This is a genomic window from Massilia solisilvae, assembly GCF_024753215.1.
In the GTDB taxonomy this organism is placed as follows: Bacteria; Pseudomonadota; Gammaproteobacteria; order Burkholderiales; family Burkholderiaceae_D; genus Telluria; species Telluria solisilvae.
This window is the reverse complement of the sequence record NZ_JANUGV010000004.1, coordinates 90809-107780: the sequence shown is the minus strand read 5'-3', so window position 1 is coordinate 107780 and position 16972 is coordinate 90809. Positions and strand designations below refer to the sequence as shown.

Genomic DNA, 16972 nt, shown 5'->3' with positions numbered 1-16972 from the left:
GCGCTTGCGCAAGCGCAAAGCGAAGTTTGCGCAATGCGGCACCGGTGGGTGTTGTCGTCAGTAAAACTGGACGGGTGCCCGTGCAGAAGGATTTTGCCATGCCCCCAATCCCATCCCCCGGCCGGCTCGCCCGTGCCGCGCTGACCGTGCTGCCCTGCTGCCTCATGGTGATGCTGTCCGCCTGCCGCATGCGCGACACCACGTCCGAGCAAATGGTCATCCCGGAAGTCGTGCGCGCCAACCTGTACGTGTCGCCCAACGGCTCGGACAGCAACCCGGGCAGCGAGGAAGAGCCGTTCCGCACCATCCTGCGCGCGGCCCAGGTGGTCACGCCGGGCACCACGGTGCACGTCGCGCCGGGCGTGTACACCGGCGGCTTCAAGACCACCGCCAGCGGCAGCCCCGAGGCCCGCATCGTGTACGAATCCACCGAGCGCTGGGGCGCCAAGATCGTGCCGCCGCTCAACTCAAGCTCGTCCACCGCGTGGCAGAACCGCGGCAACTTCGTGGACATCATCGGCTTCGAGATCGATGGCAGCCAGTACCAGGGCGGGGCCAAATGGCTCTCGGGCATCTACAACGGCGGCTCGTACGTGAGCATCCGCGCCAACCACGTGCACCATATCGCCAACGACGTGCCGTGCGAGAGTGGCGGGGGCGCGGGTATCGGGGTGGATGGCTACTATCGCGGCATCAAGTCCGAGGTGGTGCGCAACAGCGTGCATGACATCGGGCCGGACAGCTGCCGCTTCGTGCACGGCATTTACGTGAGCACGTCCGCGTCGGTCAAGAACAACATCGTGTACCGCGTTTCCGGCGCCGGCATCCACCTGTGGCATGACGCGAACAACGTCATCATCTCGGGCAACACGGTCACCGCCTCGGACGTCGGCATCATCGTTGGCGGCGGCGACTTTTACCACACCCAGGGGCCGAACGACCGCACCCAGGTATTCAACAACATCGTGTACGACAACAAGGCCGGCGTGGTCGAACAAGGCGCGACAGGCGCGCACAACAGTTACCGCAACAACCTGGTCTTCCAGAACAGCGCCGGCGACTGGAAACTGTCCGAAGGCATGACCCACACCGGCACTGTGGCCGCGCCGCCGGGCTTTCTCTCCTACGACCGCAAGGGCACGCCGGACTTCCGGCTCACCGTCAAGTCGCCGGCCGTGGGCAAGGGACTGCGCGGCGGTGAATCGGCCGAGCAGGACTTCGAGGACAAGCCGCGCGGCGCCGCGGTCGATATCGGCGCCGTGCAGCACTAGCTCACAGGATCTCGCGCACCAGCTCGGGCGGGCGGCACAGGCGCACGCCCTTGGGCGTGACCACGAACGGGCGATTGATCAACACCGGGTGCTTGACCATCGCGTCGAGCAGCGCCTCGTCCGACAGCGTCGGGTCATCCAGCCCCAGCTCGGCATACACCGCTTCCTTGGAGCGGATCGCGTCGCGCACCGACAGCCCGGCGCGCGAAATCAGGTCGCGCAGTGCCTCGCGCGAAGGGGGATTGGCCAGGTAATCGACGACGGCCGGCTCGATGCCGTTCTCGCGCAGCAGCGCCAGCGCGTTGCGTGAATTGCTGCAGCGCGGGTTGTGGTAGATCGTGGTGGACATGGGCTCTCCGATGCAAGAGTTTCAACGTGGCGAATCATACCCGCGCCACACCCCGCCCTGCCAGTGTTTTTGCTTGTCGGCCATTCCTGATCGCTATAGAATTCGCGCTGATTTCCACGGCGCAATACGTGCGCACCGGCGAAACCTGATATCTGGCCGCAAGGCCCCGGAGACACCATGAGCGATTACCTGCTGCGCCCCGAGGACCTGCCGACCTGGGGCCAGCGCACCGCGTTGCGCGTGCTGAACCTGTTCGGCTGGCGCCTGCGCTTCAAGCCCCTGCCCGGCCCGCACGGCATCGCGGTGGTGTACCCGCACACGTCGAACTGGGACTTCCTGGTCGGTTTGTTCGGCAAGTGGGCGATCGGCCTGCCGTTCCGCTGGCTGGCCAAGGATTCGCTGTTCCGGGGGCCGATGGGCGCGGTGATGCGCTACTGGGGCGGCGTGCCGGTGGACCGCAGCGCGCCGCAAGGCGCCACCCAAAAGCTGGCGCAGACCATGCTGTCCTCGAAGTGGTGCTGGGTGGCGATCACGCCGGAGGGCACGCGCAGCTACCGCCCGCACTGGAAGAGCGGCTTCTACCGCCTGGCGCTGGCCGCCAAGGTGCCGGTGCTGCTGGTGTACATGGACTACCGCGCCAAGGAACTGAGCGTGGTCGATTACATGACCTTGAGCGGCGACGAGGAGGCCGACATGGCCGCCATCGCCCGGGTGTACGAAGGACACGAGGCGCTCTACCCGGCCAACGCCGCCCCGGTGCGGCTGGCGCCGCGCGAAAAGAACGGCACGCGCGAGCAGGCCTAAGAGTCGGCCGGCTCGAGGCGCTCCGGCGTGAACAGCGTCTTGAAGTAGATCGCGGTGGCGCGCCACTCGCCGTCGGTATTGCAGGCAAAGTCGGGCAGCTCGCCCAGCCGCGTGAAGCCGCACGACTGGTAGAACCGCTCCGCACCCGACCCGGCCTCGGTATCGAGGAACAGCAGGCCGCGCCGCAGCTGCAGCGCCTGCGCCTGGGCTTCGCGCATCAGCAGGCTGGCCACACCGGCACGGCGCGCACCGCTGCGCACGATCAGCTTTTGCACTTCGGCCCGATTGCGGCCGTTGGCCTTCTGGCACAGGTCGAGCTGCACCGTGCCCAGCAGCTCGCCATTGCGCACGGCCACCAGCAGCACCCGGCTGCCCTCGGCCACGGCCTTTTCCACGCCAGTCCAATAGGCGCGCGCCTCGCTGGCCGAGAGCGGCGCGAGAAAACCGACCGACGAGCCATGCTCGACCACGTCGGCCAGCAATTCCATCAGGTCGGGGAGAATGGCCTGCACATCCTGCGCGGCCAGATTGCGGGTCTGGATCATCTGTCGAAAGCGGAAATCATGAACAACCACGCTTGTCGCAGGATGCGTGCCAGCCCTTGGCCGTCCTTACGCCGGGCGATGTTGCACCAAATCGGTGCGTGCGTGCGCCATCTCAGAACTTGATGCCCAGCGATAGTGCGAACGCGTCGCGGTCCGCCGTCACGTTGTAGTCGCCGCCCCAGACCGGCATGTAGCTGACATCGGCCACATAGCGCTGCAGGTACTCGAGACGCAGCGCCACCACGGCGACCTTGCGTCCCTCATTGATCAGCAAGTCACCCGACCAGCCCCGCACATCATGCGCGAACGCCAGGCTGGCACTGGCGGCCAGTCCGGGCGCCGGCGGCGGCAGGCGCAGCTCGCCGCGCAGCCGGTAGGCGAACGAGTCGGCGGTCGTGTAGCCGCGCAGCGTGCACTGCCGGACCGGGTCGCCGACGGGCGAGGGACATACGCCCTGCACCGGGCCAACGCCGAAGATGTCGCTGCGGCCGTAGCGCTGCAGCGCCTGGTCCGGCAGGCCGGGCGTATGCTTGGCCACCACCTCCGCGCCAAGCGTCAGGCCGGTTGCGCCAAGCGTCCATTCCTGCTGCACGCCAAGCTGCGCCTGCGCCAGCGCGTGCAGGTCGAACCCATGGAACAAGCCGCCGGGCGGCACGGCGTTGGCGCGCTCGCGCAGCAAAGCGATTGCGGTCGGACTCAGGAACGGCGGCACCACGTCGCCCGGCGAGATCATGAACGGCGTGCGCGGACGCCACGACAGCTCGCCATACACGGTGTTTGCGCCCGCCTTGCGCGTGAAGCTCGCCGCGCTGATCGCCAGCCCTTCCGGGTATTCGGTGAAATAGGCCATGTTGCGCCCGTCCGGGTCGCCCGGGATGAGTGCGGGGCCGTTCGGCCGCGTGCTGCGGCGCAGGCTCGGCAGCGCGATGCGCGAGTTGTAGCGGGCGTGGTACAGCGCCGCCTCGAGGCCCGGCGCAATCTGCCAGCCGACCGACACCCCGTACTCCGCCCGCCCCGGCCTGGGCGTGGGCAGGCGGCCCATGTAGGCGCCCAGCGGCAGCCGCGCGCGGTCGCTCACCTGCGGCTGGCCGGACATGACCTTGTTGCAGCCGTCCGTTACATAGTCGCTGATCGCCCAGAAGCTGCCGCACATATCGAAGACGTTGCCGCGAAAGCCGGTCTGGTAATACGCCTCGACCACGCTGCCACCGGCGGTGTCCAGCCGGCCAAACAGCATCGGCACGGCCACCCTGGTCTCCTGCGGGACGGCGCCGGCCCGGTGCAGCGCCGGCAGATCCCTGGGATTGAGCGCTTCCAGCCCGCCCGGGGTGGCAAAGCGCGTGCCCCAGTTGAGGTTCTGCTGGCCCAGGCGGGTGGTCAGCCGGGTGGCGCCGAAGGTGGCGCGCTGCTGCACCCACGCTTCGCCAAGGGCAAGCCCCGAAAACCGCGAACGCAGCGGCGCCCCGGCATCGGACAGCGGCGCGCCCGGCGTATAGCCGTTTGGCGAGTTGCCCCAGGGACGTGCGTCGCCGAGCAAGGCGTAGTCGTGCCACGCCTTCACGCGCACCAATCCCGTCCAGTCGCCCGCGCTCGCGGCGACGTCGACGTAGGCCTTGAGCGCACGCGAGGCGGCGTCGCCGCGCCGGTAGTTGAGGTTGGCGTCGTCCGCGTTGCCGCCGCTGGCCCGGCCAACCAGGCCGATGGCCGCGCCGTTCAAGGAGGTGATCAGCGCCGGGTCGCTCTCCTCGACCCGGTACACCGCGCCATAAACGACGCGCCCGCTCACATGCACGTCGGCCGCGCAGGCAGCCTGAAACGCAGCCAGCAAGGCCACCGCCATGACCGCATCGGCGCGGCTCACGCGCCTCGTCCGGAACCGGTTCATGCTTGCCCTTTCCGCGAAAGACCATCGCTCAGCCTGGGAACCGCGCCGGGTGGCCGATTCCCGTCCGCAACGGACCGATATTAACTATTCGATAATGATTAATCAACAACAAGCACCACCGGCCGGGCCGGCTTGTCTTTACGGCGCCACAGCGGCGCGATCCCCCGCTTGGACGGATGCGTCAAGGCAATCGCGACGCTGTGTGTGGGAGCGCACCGTCTTTCGCCTGTGTGGCGCGAATACTTTCCCGCTACGGGAATCGAATGCACAGAGGAGACGAACGACATGGCAAACCAGGATGACGTAGCGAAGCAGCAGGCATCGATCCAGAGCCGCCAGGACCAGCGCGACGGCAGCATGCAGAAGGAGCAGCAGGAGCAGCCCGTGCAGACCGGCGCCCGGCAGCCGGCGCCGCCGATGCCCGAGCAGCATCTGGTCAAGCCCGGGCTGGAAGCGCAGATGGACCTGAAGCCCAGGTTCATGGCCGAGCACTACAAAGGGAGCGGCAAGCTGCAGGGACAGGTGGCCATCGTCACCGGCGGCGACTCCGGGATCGGGCGCGCGGTGGCGGTGCTGTTCGCGCGCGAGGGCGCCGACGTGGCGATCCTGTACCTGAACGAGCACGAGGACGCCGCCGAAACCCGCCGCTGCGTGGAGGCCGAAGGCCAGCGCTGCCTGACCGTGCCGGGCGACGTCAAGGACATGGAGTTCTGCCAGGAAGCCGTGGACAAGATCGTGGCCGAATGGGGCCGCATGGACGTGCTGGTCAACAATGCCGCGTTCCAGGAACACGCCAGCGACATCACCGACCTGTCCGAGGACCGCTTCGACGAAACCTTCCGCACCAACATCTACGGCTACTTCCATATGGCCAAGGCCTGCATTCCGTACATGAAGCGCGGCGGGGCCATCATCAACACCGGCTCGGTGACCGGCCTGAAGGGCTCGAAAAAACTGCTCGACTACTCGGCGACCAAGGGCGCCATCCACGCCTTCACCATGTCGCTTGCCGCCAACCTGATCGACAAGGGCATCCGCGTGAATTGCGTGGCCCCGGGACCGGTGTGGACGCCGCTCAACCCGGCGGACCAGTCGCCCGACAAGATCAAGGAGTTCGGCGCCGGCACCACCTACAAGCGCCCGGCCCAGCCGGAAGAACTGTCACCCGCCTACGTGTTCCTCGCATCTTCCGCATGTTCGAGCTACATTACAGGCGTGATCCTCCCGGTCACCGGCACCGTGGGTGAGTAAGGGAAAGGAGGCCGGCCATGGCACGCAGCATGTGGAAAGGCGCGATCAGCTTCGGGCTGGTGCATATTCCCGTCGAGATGTATCCGGCGGTCAGTGACAAGGGACTGGACCTGACCATGCTGGATCGCCGCGACTTCTCGCCGGTCGGCTTCAAGCGCTACAACAAGAGCAACCAGAAAGAAGTGCCCTGGGACGAGATCGTCAAGGGCTACGAGTACACGCCGGGCGAGTACGTGGTGCTGTCCGAGGAAGACCTGCGCCGCGCCAACCCCGAGGCCACCCAGACCATCGACATCGTCGCTTTTGTCGATGCCGACCAGGTGCCCCTGCTCTACTACGACCAGCCGTACTACCTGGCGCCCGGCAAGGGCGGCGACAAGGTGTACGCGCTCTTGCGCGAGACGCTCAAGCAGACCGGCAAGATCGGCATCGCGCGCGTGGTGATCCGCGTCAAGCAGCACCTGGCAGCGCTGGTGTGCGTGGGCGACGCCATCGTCCTCAACACGCTGCGCTACGCCGACGAAATCCGCGACGCGGGCGAACTCAAGATCCCCGAGCCGAACGCCAAATCGGCCGCGCTGTCGGACAAGGAGCTGAAGATGGCCACCGCCCTGGTCGAAGGCATGAGCGAAGACTGGAACCCCGAGGAATTCCACGACACCTACCGCGAGGACGTGATGGCGCTGATCGAGAAGAAGATCGCCGCCAACGAAACCCACACGCTCACGATGCCGGGGCCGGAGAAGGAACGCGCTGCCAGCTCGAACGTCATCGATCTGGTGTCGCTGCTGCAAGCCAGCCTGGGCAAGAAACCGGCCAGGAACGCGCCCGCCGGCGACGCCGGGGAGGGCCAGGCGCCCGCTCCCAAGGCGCGCAAGGCGCCCGCCAGGCGCGCCGCGGCCGCCAACGAGGACAAGCCGCCGGCACGGCGCGCCGCGGCCGCCAAGACAAGCAGCGCCGCCAAGGCCAGCGCTCCTGCCAAAACGCCGACGCGCCGCAAGAAAGCGGCGTGAGGGGGCATGGACGAGCTGCTCGACCTGCTCCAATGGCCCGCGATGGCGGTGACCCTGTTCGCCGCCTACCTGATCGGCTCCAGGCGCGCCGAACGGCGGGTATTCGGCTTCTCCATGTTCATCCTTAGCAATATTCTGTGGATCATTTGGGGCTGGCACGACGAGGCCTGGGCGCTGATCACGCTGCAGGTGGCGCTCATGTGTACGAATATCCGCGGCATCATCAAGAACGAATCCTGAGGCGCGGCCTAGATGGGACGTAGGGTGGGCTCTTGAGCCCACGCGTGTTTCACGCGCCCGGTGAGTCCGCGTGGGCTCGAGAGCCCACCCTACGTGGGCTGAAAGCGCAGGCCACGCGTTCTGCCACAAAATAAAGGCGCGGCGGCGCAAACTGCAGCTGGACGCATGGGCGGGAGACCCGCCCACCCTACCGCAGACGCAGTGTCACGCGCGTGGTGCGTCCGCGTGGGCTGAAAGCGCAGCCAACGTAGGGTGGGCAGGTTTCCTGCCCACGCGTTCAGCCACGAAATAGAGGCGCGGCGGCGCAAACTGCAGCTGGACGCGTGGGCAGGAGACCCGCCCACCCTACCGCAGACGCAGAGCGATGCCCGATCAGCCCGAAAACCCCAGCTGTTTCATGGCCGCCGTCAAGGTCCTGGCCGCTTTCGCATACCCCGCCCACGGCTCGTTGCCCTTGTCCAGCCGCGTGTGCGCGTTCTGCACGTTCCACTGGTCGCCCGACTTGAGGTGCGCCAGCTCGTCCCACGCCACCGGCACCGAAATGCCCAGTCCCGGCCGCACCCGCGCCGACCAGGCGCTGGCCGTCGTTGCGCCCTGCCCGTTGCGCAGGTAGTCGATGAAGATCTTGCCGACCCGGTTGCGCGCGCCGCTCTTGAACGCAAACCGGTCCGGCAGCGTGGAGGCCAGGTGCCGCACCACCGCCTGCGAGAAGCCCTTGACCTCGTCCCAGCCCAGGCTGCCCTTGACCGGCACCACCACATGCAAGCCCTTGCCGCCGCTGGTCTTGAGGAACGCCGGCAGGCCGAGCTGGTCGAGGAAGGCGTGCATCAGCTGCGCCGCTTCCTGCATCGCCTTCCACTGCACGCCCTCGCCGGGGTCGAGGTCGAACACCATCCGGTCCGGTTTCTGGTAGGCCTTGCGCGTCGCGTTCTGGGTGTGGAACTCGACCACGTTCCACTGCGCGGCGGACAGGATGCCTTCCACCGACACGATTTCGAGCATCGGCGGGTCGCCCGGATCGAGCTCTTCCGGCATGTGCACCACGCCCGGCAGCTTGCGCACGTCCGCGTGCTTCTGGAAAAACAGCTCGCCGCCCACGCCTGCCGGCGCGCGCACCAGCGCGAGCGGACGGCCCTTCAGGTGTTCGAGCATCAGCTCGCCAACCAGCGCGTAGTAGCGCACCAGCTCCAGCTTGGTCACGCCGGTGGACGGGTCCACCACGCGCTCGCCATGCGTCACCTTCATGGTCGGCGGCAGCGTTGTGGCTGGGGCCGCCTTCGCCTCAGCCTTCAAGTGCCGGGGTTCGACTTGTTCCACGCTTTTCGCCTCCTCACGAGTGATTTTCTTCGCCGGCTTGTCGGTACGCAAGCCCTGGAAGGACGGATGGCGGATCGAGCCGGTCTTGGTCCACTCCGAAAAGCTCACCTCGGCGATGAGCTTGGGCTTGACCCAGTGGTTCTTGCGCCCCGGCACGGCCTTGGGCGGGAACGGGTTCTCGTCCGTGGCGAGCGCGTTGAGCTTGTTCATCAGCGCGCGCAGCGTCGTGTCGTTAAAGCCGGTGCCGACGTTGCCCGCGTACTGCAGCACGCCATCCTTGTCGTGGTAGCCCAGGATCAGCGAGCCAAAGCCCATGCGCGATCCCTGCGGGTCGGTGTAGCCGCCGATCACGAACTCCTGCCGCTGCTGGCACTTGAGCTTGATCCAGTCCGGCGAGCGGCGCGACACGTACCGGGAGTCGCGCCGCTTGCCGATCACGCCTTCCAGGCCCAGCTTGCAGGCCGCCTCCATCAACTGCACCGGGTCTTCGCCGAATTCGGCCGAAAAGCGCACCGTCCCGGACGGCTTTTTCTCAAGCTCTGCCTGCAGCAGCGCGCGGCGCTCGTCCAGCGGCACTTCGCGCAGGTCGTAGCCGCGCAGGAAAGGCGCGTCGAAGATGAAGTACACGATCTGCGCCGTGTTGGAGCCGTCGAAGGCCAGTTGCAGCATCCCGAAATTCGGCCGCCCCTGCTCGTCGTTGACCACGATCTCGCCGTCGTACCAGCCGTCCGCCAGCTTCAGGCGCAGCAGCTCCTGCTGCAGCGGCTTGAGCTTGTCGGTCCAGTCGTTGCCGTTGCGGGTAATCAGGCGCACCGACTTGCCCTCGACGCGCGCGAGCATGCGGTAGCCGTCGAACTTGACCTCGAACACCCAGTCCTGCGGCGTGGTCGGCGGCTTGTCGACCAAGGTGGCCAGCTCGGGCGCAAATTCCGCCGGCAGCGCCGCCTTGGCGGCCCCTGCCGGCATCGCGCCGCGCTTGCCCGCCTTCGGCCTGGCCGCAGCTGCGGGCTTGATTGCATCCGGCGGCAGGGGCAGCTCGCGCACGCTGTCGGGCATTTCGTCCACGACCGAAAATTCCTCCACCGGGCGCGCGAAGTCGTCCTTTTCCTTGATCAGCAGCCACGGCTCCTGCTTCTCGTCGCTGCGGTTCTTGATGCGCACCAGCGCCCACTTGCCGTGCATCTTGTGGCCGTGCATCTCGAACTTCAGGCTGCCTTTCTCATATCCCTGGCGTGGGTCTTCGAGCGGCTCCCAGGTGCCCTTGTCCCAGATGATGACCTTGCCGGCGCCATACTGCTTTTCCGGGATCGTGCCCTCGAACTCGTTGTACGAGATCGGATGGTCTTCCACGTGCACCGCCATGCGCTTGTCGCGCGTGTCGTAGCTGGGCCCCTTGGGCACAGCCCAGCTTTTCATGCTGCCATCGAGCTCCAGCCGGAAATCGTAGTGCAGCCGGCTGGCCCAATGCTTCTGGATCACGAACGACAGCCCGTTCTTGCACGGCTCGCCGCCCTCGGCCGGTTCGGACGTGATCGAGAAATTGCGCTTCTGTTTGTACACCTTGAGTGCGTCTGGCATGGCGGCACCTGCGCGAACGGCGATGCTGCCCAGTCTAGCGCTGCGGGCAGCGCGCGACTGTACGCCAGCTAACCGTGAAACATTGCTGCGCGGCGATTGTAAGCGGATGTAAAAGCCGTCAACGCTGGCATGCGCCGCGCCGTTTTTGAGCTCAGTAGCACGGGGCCTCGTTCCCCCACATTGATCAACTTCCGAAGGAATTTACCATGAGCAAAATCGTCGCTACCCTGATCGCTGGCCTCTTCGCAACCTCGGTGTTCGCTGCCCAGACCACCACCGCCCCGGCCCAGACCACTACCCCGGCCGCATCGACCACGACCAAGGCCGACCAGGACGTGAGCAAGGCCAAGGCCAACGAAACCAAGGAAGCCGCCAAGGCCAACGCCAAGGTAGAGAAGAAAGAGGCGGAAGCGAAATCCGACGTTGAAACCGCAAAGGCCGAAGCCCACAAATCGAAGGCCAAGGCCCACAAGAAAACCCAGAAGAAAAAAGCTGAAGCCAAGGCAGAAAAAGCCGAAAACCAGGCCGAGGCACAGACCAACAAATAAGCGCTCAAGTCCCACCATCCCAAAAGACAGGCTCCGGCCTGTCTTTTTCGTTCCTGCATGCTCTACAATCGGCGGATACACCGAAAGGCATGCCATGCACCATATCGTTTTCCTTGACCGCGACAGCCTGGTCGCCAACGTCCGCCGCCCACGCTTCGAGCACGGCTGGACCGATTACCCCGGCACCGAGCCGGCCGACGTCGTCGCGCACCTGGCCGGCGCGACCATCGCCATCACCAACAAGGTCCCGGTGCGCGAGGACGCCATTGCGCAGCTCCCGGGGCTGAAGATGATCGCCGTCGCCGCAACCGGTACCGACAACGTGGACCTGGCCGCCTGCCGCGCGCGTGGCATCGCGGTGGCCAACATCCGTAACTACTCGGTGGTGGCAGTGCCCGAGCACGTGTTCGCACTCATGCTCGCGCTGCGCCGCAACCTGGCCGCCTACCGGGCCGACGTCGAGGCCGGGCTGTGGGAGCAGTCGTCCCGTTTCTGCCTGCTGGACCACCCGATCGCGGACCTGGCCGGCAGCCGGCTGGGGATCGTGGGCTATGGCGCCCTGGGCCAGAAAGTGGCGCAGCTGGGCCGCGCGTTCGGCATGCGCATTGCAGTGGCCACCCGCACGCCGCCGCAAGACCCGGGCGTGGAGGCGCTGCCGCTGGAAGAGCTGCTGCGCACCTCCGACGTGGTGAGCCTGCACCTGCCGCTGAACGACCAGACGCGCGGCATGATCGGCGCGCGCGAACTGGGGCTCATGAAGAAGAACGCGCTCCTGATCAATACCGCGCGCGGCGGGCTGGTGGACGAAGCGGCGCTGGCGCACGCGCTGGCCAACGGCGTGATCGGCGGCGCGGGCTTCGATGTGCTCAGCAAGGAGCCGCCGGTGCCTGCCAACCCGCTGCTCCAGCTGCGCCTGCCGAACTTCATCCTGACCCCGCACGTGGCCTGGGCCAGCGCGGGCGCCATGCAGACGCTGGCTGATATGCTGGTCGATAACATCGAGGCCTGGGCCGAGGGGCGGCCGCAAAACCTCGTGTAGATGTTATAGGGTGGGTTTCCTGCCCACCCTACGGTTCAGAAGCTGCCAGGCAGGAGGATCTTCTGATCCACGTCGCGCACGTCGCGCAGTCCGCAGAACGCCATCGTCAGGTCCAGCTCGTTGCGGATGATCTCCAGGCACTTGGTCACGCCCGCCTCGCCCATCGCGCCCAGGCCGTAGAGGAACGGGCGGCCGATGTGCACGCCCTTGGCGCCGAGCGCCAGCGCACGGATCACGTCCTGCCCCGAGCGGATGCCGCCATCCATGTGCACCTCGATCTGTTTGCCCACCGCGTCCACGATCGCGGGCAGCGCGGCAATGCTGGACTGCGCCCCATCGAGCTGGCGCCCGCCATGGTTGGACACGATCAGCGCGTCCGCCCCGCTCTCCACCGCCAGCCGCGCATCCTCCGGGTCCATGATGCCCTTGATGATGAGCTTTCCGCCCCAGCGCTGCTTGATCCACTCCACGTCGGCCCAGGACAGCGCCGGATCGAACTGCTGGCTGGTCCACGACGACAGCGAGGACAGGTCCGACACGCTGGTGGCGTGGCCGACGATGTTGCCGAACTGGCGCCGCGGCGTGCCCAGCATGCCCAGGCACCAGCGCGGCTTGGTGGCGAGGTTGAGCATGTTCCTGATGGTGAGCTTGGGCGGCGCGCTCATGCCGTTGCGGATGTCCTTGTGGCGCTGGCCCAGCACCTGCAGGTCGAGCGTGAGCACCAGCGCCGAGCAGCGCGCGGCCCGGGCGCGCTCGATCAGGCGATGGATGAAGTCGCGGTCGCGCATCACGTACAGCTGGAACCAGAACGGCCTGGTGGTGTGCGCGGCCACGTCCTCGATCGAGCAGATGCTCATCGTCGACAGCGTGAACGGCACGCCGAACTTCTCGGCCGCGCGCGCGGCAAGGATCTCGCCATCCGCATGCTGCATGCCAGTCAGGCCCGTGGGCGCAAGCGCGACCGGCATCGCCACCTCCTCGCCGATCAGCGTGCTTTTGGTGCTGCGGTTTTCCAGGTTCACCGCGACGCGCTGGCGAAACTTGATCTTCTGGAGGTCCTCGCTGTTCGCGCGGTACGTGGACTCGGTCCATGAACCGGCGTCGGCGTAGTCGTAGAACATGCGCGGCACGCGCTTTTGGGCCAAAATCCGCAGGTCTTCGATGTTGGTAATGGTGGTCATGGTTCCCTTAGTCGGTGGTTGCGATGTGCGCCGCGCGCACGGAAAGCGGCAGGTCGAGCACGAACAGCGCTCCCTTCCCGGGTTCGCCTTCGGCCCGGATGGTCCCGCCCAGCAGGTTGGTGACGATGTTGTACACGATGTTCAGGCCAAGCCCGGTGCCGCCGCTGCCCATGCGCGTGGTGAAGAAGGGCTCGAACACGCGCGCCAGGTGGGCCGGATCGATGCCGCGGCCGTTGTCGCGGAACGTGATACGCACCCGTCCGGGCTCCACCGATTCGGCGGACAACAGCATGTGTCCGCCCGGCTGCCCGAACGCGTGCAGCAAGGCGTTGTTAACCAGGTTGATCACGATCTGGCCAAGCGGTCCGGGAAAGCTGTCCATCACGATCCCTTCAGGCACCGCCAGCTCCAGCGTGTGCCCCGCCAGCCGCACCTGCTTCATCATGGTCGCGGCGATCTCCTGGCAGGCCTGGGCCAGGTCGAAGCGCCGCTGCTGGGCGCTGGCCTGGTCCACCGCAACCTGCCGGAAGCTGTTGACCAGGTCGGCCGCGCCGTGCAGGCTGCGCTCGATCAGGTGCGACGCTTCGGTGGATGCGGCGATCCAGTGTTCCAGTTCCGAGCGGCGCAGCTGGGCCGCCTCGAAACGCTCGGCCAGCGCGTCGGTCTTTTCGCGCAGCGTGCTGGCCATCAGCAGGCTGTTGCCGATCGGGGTGTTCAGTTCATGCGCGACGCCGGCCACCAGTGAGCCGAGCGAAGCGAGCTTTTCGCGCGCGGCCAGCTGCGCCTGGGTGTCCTTGAGCTGGCGGTAGGCGTGGGCGTTGTCCAGCGCCACGCCGACGTAGGCCGCGAGGGTGCGCAGCATGTCCAGGTGCACGCGGCGCCAGGCATTGCGCCCGAAACCCTGCACGGTCACCAGTCCCAGCACGCGCGCGCCGGCTGTCACCGGCACCATCAGCACCGAACGCGGCATGCCCTGCGCCAGCGGCGCGCACGGCAGCGCCATCTCACCGGCGCGCTCCACCGGCGCATCCGGCAGGTAGTCGCGCCATTCCTGCTCCAGGTCGCCGATGAAGATCTCGCGCCCGGTCGCCACGCACAACGCACCCAGCTGGTATGGCGCGGCCAATGGCCGCTCGAACGGCGGGCAGCGCTGCCCGCCCACCACCGTGAACGGGTAGGCCAGCACGCCGCGCTCCGGCTGGACCAGGGCGATGCCGAAGACGGGCGCATCCATCAGCGCGCGCACCTGCTCGTACAACGTGCCCATGATCGATTCGCTGTCCAGGTTCGCGGTCAGCATGCGCCCCAGCTCCGACAGCCGCGCGATATTGCGCTGCGCCTGCTCCACCACTTCCTTCTGCTGCTCGACCTCGAGCCTGCGGCGCTCGGCCGCTTCCTTCTGCAGCACCAGTTCCGCGGTGCGCGCGCTCACCTGGCGCTCGAGCCGGTCCTTCTGCTGCACCAGCACCCGCACCCGCAGGCGGTAGCCCCAGTACGCCGCCGAGAAGGCCAGCGCGGCGGCCACGGTGCGGAACCACCAGGTCTTCCAGAACGGCGGCGTGATGGTGATGACGAGCGAAGTGGGCGCCTCGCTCCAGACGCCATCCTTGTTGCTGGCGCGGACCCGGAACACGTAGCGGCCCGGGTCCAGGTTGGTGTAGGTGGCAAAGCGCTTGGCGGCGCCGGTGTCGACCCAACCCTGGTCGAAGCCGTCGAGCCGGTAGGCGTAGCGGTTGGCGCGCGGATCGGCATAGTGCAGCGCCGCGAATTCGATCGAGAACGTGGCATCGCGGTACGACAGGGTGATGTCGCGCGCATCGTAGGGAGGCACACCGAGCGCGCGCGGCCGGTTATCGACCTGGAAGTCGGTGATCAGGACCGGTGGCGCGTACGGGTTGTCGCGCACCTCTGACGGCATGAACGAGGTCATGCCGTTCACGCCGCCGAAATACAGCTCCCCTTGCGGCGAGCGCCAGGCCGAGCCGACGAAGAACGAGCCATCGACCAGCCCGTCCGCTGCGGTGTACAGCTTGAACTTGCGGCTGACCGGGTCCACCCGCGACAGGCCAAGCGTGCTGCTCACCCAGAGTTGGCCGGTGATGTCCTCGAGGATCGCGCCGACCGGCACCGTATCGCGCACGTCGGCAATGCGCAGCATCGAAAACCGCGCGCGCCCGTCCGGCCCCAGCGCCATCTTGTGCAGGCCGCCGGCGGTGCCGACCCACAGCTCGCCGCGCGCCGACTCGTGCAGGTAGTACACGCGGTTGTGGCGCAGGCTGTCCGGATCGGCCGGATCGTGGCGGAAGTGGGTGAAGGTGTTGGTGTCCCGGTCCAGCCGGTCAAGGCCGCTGTCGGTGCCGATCCAGATCGCGCCCTTGCGGTCTTCCAGCACCGAATAGACGTAGTTCTCGCCAAGGCCGCGCGCATCCTCCGGACTATGGCGCCAGCCGCGCACCTTGCCGTCGGGCCCGCGCGCAAACAGCCCGTTGCGGGTCGCGATCCACAAGGTGCCGTCGCGCCCCACGCGCAATCCCTGCACGTAGTTGTCGCTGTCCCCCAGCGGCACCGGCGTGAAGCCGCCGCTTGCCGCATCGCGCCAGGCCAGGCCCACGGCGGTGCCGACCCACAGGCCGCCGTCGCCATTGGCCAGCGAGGTCACGGTGTCGTCCGGCAGGCTCGCTCCGCGGCCCGCCTCATGCCGGTAGTGCTCGGCCAGTCCGCTGGCCGGGTCGAAGCGCGTCAGGCCGCCGCCGGTGGTGCCGATCCACAGCCGGCCGTTGCCGGCATCGGCCACCGCACGCACCTTGTTGCTGCCGATCCCGCCCGGCTGGCCGGGACTGTAGGTATAGCGCGCAAAGCCGCCGCTGGCCAGGTCCACCCGGTTCACGCCGCCGAACAGGGTACCCACCCACAGCGTGCCGGTGCGGTCCACCAGGATCGCGCCTACCTGGTTGTCGGACAGGCTGTGGCGGTCCATCGGCTCGCTGCGGTAGCTGACGAAGCGGCCCGCGGCAGGATCGCGCCACTTCAGCCCATCCAGCTCGGTGCCGACCCACAGCGTGCCGCCAGCGTCGTGATACAGGGCGAGCACGCGCACGTCGGCCATGCCCTCTTGCTCGCCAACGTGGCGCCGCTGTGGCGCGCCTTCGCCCAGGCGCCAGGCCTCCAGCCCCGCGCGGGTGCCGACCCACAGCGTGTTGCGCGGCCCCATCGACAGCGACAGGATGGTATTGCGGCGCGCGTCGTGCTCGGGATCGACGCGGAAGTGCTCGAACCGGCGCGCGCCACGGGGCAGGCGGTCCAGCCCCGCGCCGGTGCCGACCCACAGCGCGCCGCTGCCGTCGAGCGCCAGCGCGTTGACGTGATCTTCGGCCAGGCTGGCGCTGTCGCCGGCATCATGGCGCAGCGTCGTGAAGCGACCGTTCGCCGGATCGAAATGGCGTAGCCCCGAAGGACTGCCCAGCCACAGAGCGCCGCTGCCATCGGAGCAGATGGCGCTCACCCCCAGCATGGCGGCGGCCCCCGAGGTCGCGGGCGGCCGGTAGCGCACGAACTTCTGGCTCGCCTCGTCGAACCGGGCCAGCCCGCCCTTGGTGCCGAACCACAGCCGGCCCGCATCATCCTCGAACGACGCGGTGACGAAGTTGTCGGGAAGGCTGCCGGGGTCGTCCGGGTCGTTGCGGTACACGGTCATCGTGTAGCCGTCAAAGCGGTTCAGTCCCGCCTGGGTGCCGAACCAGATGAAGCCATGCCGGTCCTGCAGGATGGTCAGCACGGACTCCTGCGACAGTCCGTGCTCCAGGCCCAGGCGCTCGAAGCGCAGGCTGCGCGGGCCAGCGGCGAGCGCTGCGGCGGCGGCCAGCGCCAGCACCATTCCAGCGAGCCAGCGCACGATGCGCCGCCCCTGTCCCAACCCGGAATGCCTGCTGCTGGCCAACATGTCGTCCCGCT

Annotated in this window: 12 protein-coding genes and 1 pseudogene; 7 read left to right on the top strand and 6 right to left on the bottom strand. The window is 67.5% G+C overall.

The features are described from left to right. Positions 1–98 precede the first annotated feature (98 nt). Positions 99–1271, top strand: a complete 1173-nt coding sequence (locus NX773_RS15515) for a DUF1565 domain-containing protein (RefSeq protein WP_258857228.1) — start codon at positions 99–101, stop codon at positions 1269–1271. Positions 1272–1275: 4 nt separating this feature from the next. On the opposite strand, the pseudogene arsC reads toward NX773_RS15515, so the two are convergent. Further along, positions 1276–1620: pseudogene (gene arsC, locus NX773_RS15510) on the bottom strand (arsenate reductase (glutaredoxin)); the annotation flags it as partial. A gap of 177 nt (positions 1621–1797) precedes the next feature. Between arsC and NX773_RS15505 the strand changes: the two are divergent. Continuing rightward, a complete protein-coding gene (locus NX773_RS15505) occupies positions 1798–2424 on the top strand; it encodes a 1-acyl-sn-glycerol-3-phosphate acyltransferase (protein ID WP_258857227.1) in 627 nt (208 codons plus the stop codon). Here the strand turns inward: NX773_RS15505 and NX773_RS15500 are convergent. Both NX773_RS15500 and NX773_RS15495 read right to left on the bottom strand, forming a co-directional pair. Then, on the bottom strand, positions 2421–2969 hold the full coding sequence (locus NX773_RS15500) for a GNAT family N-acetyltransferase (RefSeq protein ID WP_258857226.1): 549 nt from the start codon (positions 2967–2969) through the stop codon (positions 2421–2423). The genes NX773_RS15505 and NX773_RS15500 overlap by 4 nt on opposite strands. A 112-nt stretch (positions 2970–3081) precedes the next feature. Further along, a complete protein-coding gene (locus tag NX773_RS15495; RefSeq protein WP_258857225.1) occupies positions 3082–4854 on the bottom strand; it encodes a DUF1302 domain-containing protein in 1773 nt (590 codons plus the stop codon). Between the two features lie 285 nt (positions 4855–5139). Here NX773_RS15495 and NX773_RS15490 point away from each other — a divergent pair, with 285 nt between their 5' ends. The 3 genes from NX773_RS15490 to NX773_RS15480 are packed head-to-tail and all read left to right on the top strand — an operon-like array spanning position 5140 to position 7358. Then, positions 5140–6105 carry an SDR family oxidoreductase gene (locus NX773_RS15490; protein WP_258857224.1) on the top strand — a complete coding sequence of 322 codons (966 nt, stop codon included), beginning with the start codon at positions 5140–5142 and terminating at the stop codon, positions 6103–6105. A gap of 17 nt (positions 6106–6122) precedes the next feature. Beyond that, positions 6123–7118: a non-homologous end joining protein Ku gene (gene ku / locus NX773_RS15485; protein ID WP_258857223.1), complete on the top strand. Its 996-nt coding sequence runs from the start codon at positions 6123–6125 to the stop codon at positions 7116–7118. Between the two features lie 6 nt (positions 7119–7124). Beyond that, the gene (locus NX773_RS15480; RefSeq protein ID WP_258857222.1) at positions 7125–7358 is read left to right on the top strand and encodes a hypothetical protein; all 234 of its coding nucleotides are present in this window, start codon (positions 7125–7127) and stop codon (positions 7356–7358) included. A gap of 372 nt (positions 7359–7730) precedes the next feature. Here NX773_RS15480 and ligD read toward each other — a convergent pair whose 3' ends face one another. Beyond that, positions 7731–10253 carry a DNA ligase D gene (gene ligD, locus NX773_RS15475; RefSeq protein ID WP_258857221.1) on the bottom strand — a complete coding sequence of 841 codons (2523 nt, stop codon included), beginning with the start codon at positions 10251–10253 and terminating at the stop codon, positions 7731–7733. A 206-nt stretch (positions 10254–10459) separates the two neighbouring features. On the opposite strand from ligD, the gene NX773_RS15470 reads away from it, so the two are divergent. Both NX773_RS15470 and NX773_RS15465 read left to right on the top strand, forming a co-directional pair. Continuing rightward, on the top strand, positions 10460–10801 hold the full coding sequence (locus tag NX773_RS15470; RefSeq protein ID WP_258857220.1) for a hypothetical protein: 342 nt from the start codon (positions 10460–10462) through the stop codon (positions 10799–10801). 94 nt (positions 10802–10895) lie between these two features. After that, positions 10896–11840: a D-2-hydroxyacid dehydrogenase gene (locus tag NX773_RS15465; RefSeq protein ID WP_258857219.1), complete on the top strand. Its 945-nt coding sequence runs from the start codon at positions 10896–10898 to the stop codon at positions 11838–11840. Between the two features lie 35 nt (positions 11841–11875). On the opposite strand, the gene NX773_RS15460 is transcribed toward NX773_RS15465, so the two are convergent. Together NX773_RS15460 and NX773_RS15455 are read right to left on the bottom strand one after the other, a co-directional pair. Beyond that, positions 11876–13021, bottom strand: coding sequence for an alpha-hydroxy acid oxidase (locus tag NX773_RS15460; RefSeq protein ID WP_258857218.1), 1146 nt, complete (start codon positions 13019–13021; stop codon positions 11876–11878). 7 nt (positions 13022–13028) lie between these two features. After that, positions 13029–16961: a sensor histidine kinase gene (locus NX773_RS15455; protein WP_258857217.1), complete on the bottom strand. Its 3933-nt coding sequence runs from the start codon at positions 16959–16961 to the stop codon at positions 13029–13031. Between the last annotated feature and the right edge of the window lie 11 nt (positions 16962–16972).

Coding starts and splice junctions, on each gene's coding strand:
- NX773_RS15515 (WP_258857228.1), top strand. CDS start 99: ATGCCCCCAATCCCATCCCCCGGCCGGCTCGCCCGTGCCGCGCTGACC.
- NX773_RS15505 (WP_258857227.1), top strand. CDS start 1,798: ATGAGCGATTACCTGCTGCGCCCCGAGGACCTGCCGACCTGGGGCCAG.
- NX773_RS15500 (WP_258857226.1), bottom strand. CDS start 2,969: ATGATCCAGACCCGCAATCTGGCCGCGCAGGATGTGCAGGCCATTCTC.
- NX773_RS15495 (WP_258857225.1), bottom strand. CDS start 4,854: ATGAACCGGTTCCGGACGAGGCGCGTGAGCCGCGCCGATGCGGTCATG.
- NX773_RS15490 (WP_258857224.1), top strand. CDS start 5,140: ATGGCAAACCAGGATGACGTAGCGAAGCAGCAGGCATCGATCCAGAGC.
- ku (WP_258857223.1), top strand. CDS start 6,123: ATGGCACGCAGCATGTGGAAAGGCGCGATCAGCTTCGGGCTGGTGCAT.
- NX773_RS15480 (WP_258857222.1), top strand. CDS start 7,125: ATGGACGAGCTGCTCGACCTGCTCCAATGGCCCGCGATGGCGGTGACC.
- ligD (WP_258857221.1), bottom strand. CDS start 10,253: ATGCCAGACGCACTCAAGGTGTACAAACAGAAGCGCAATTTCTCGATC.
- NX773_RS15470 (WP_258857220.1), top strand. CDS start 10,460: ATGAGCAAAATCGTCGCTACCCTGATCGCTGGCCTCTTCGCAACCTCG.
- NX773_RS15465 (WP_258857219.1), top strand. CDS start 10,896: ATGCACCATATCGTTTTCCTTGACCGCGACAGCCTGGTCGCCAACGTC.
- NX773_RS15460 (WP_258857218.1), bottom strand. CDS start 13,021: ATGACCACCATTACCAACATCGAAGACCTGCGGATTTTGGCCCAAAAG.
- NX773_RS15455 (WP_258857217.1), bottom strand. CDS start 16,961: ATGTTGGCCAGCAGCAGGCATTCCGGGTTGGGACAGGGGCGGCGCATC.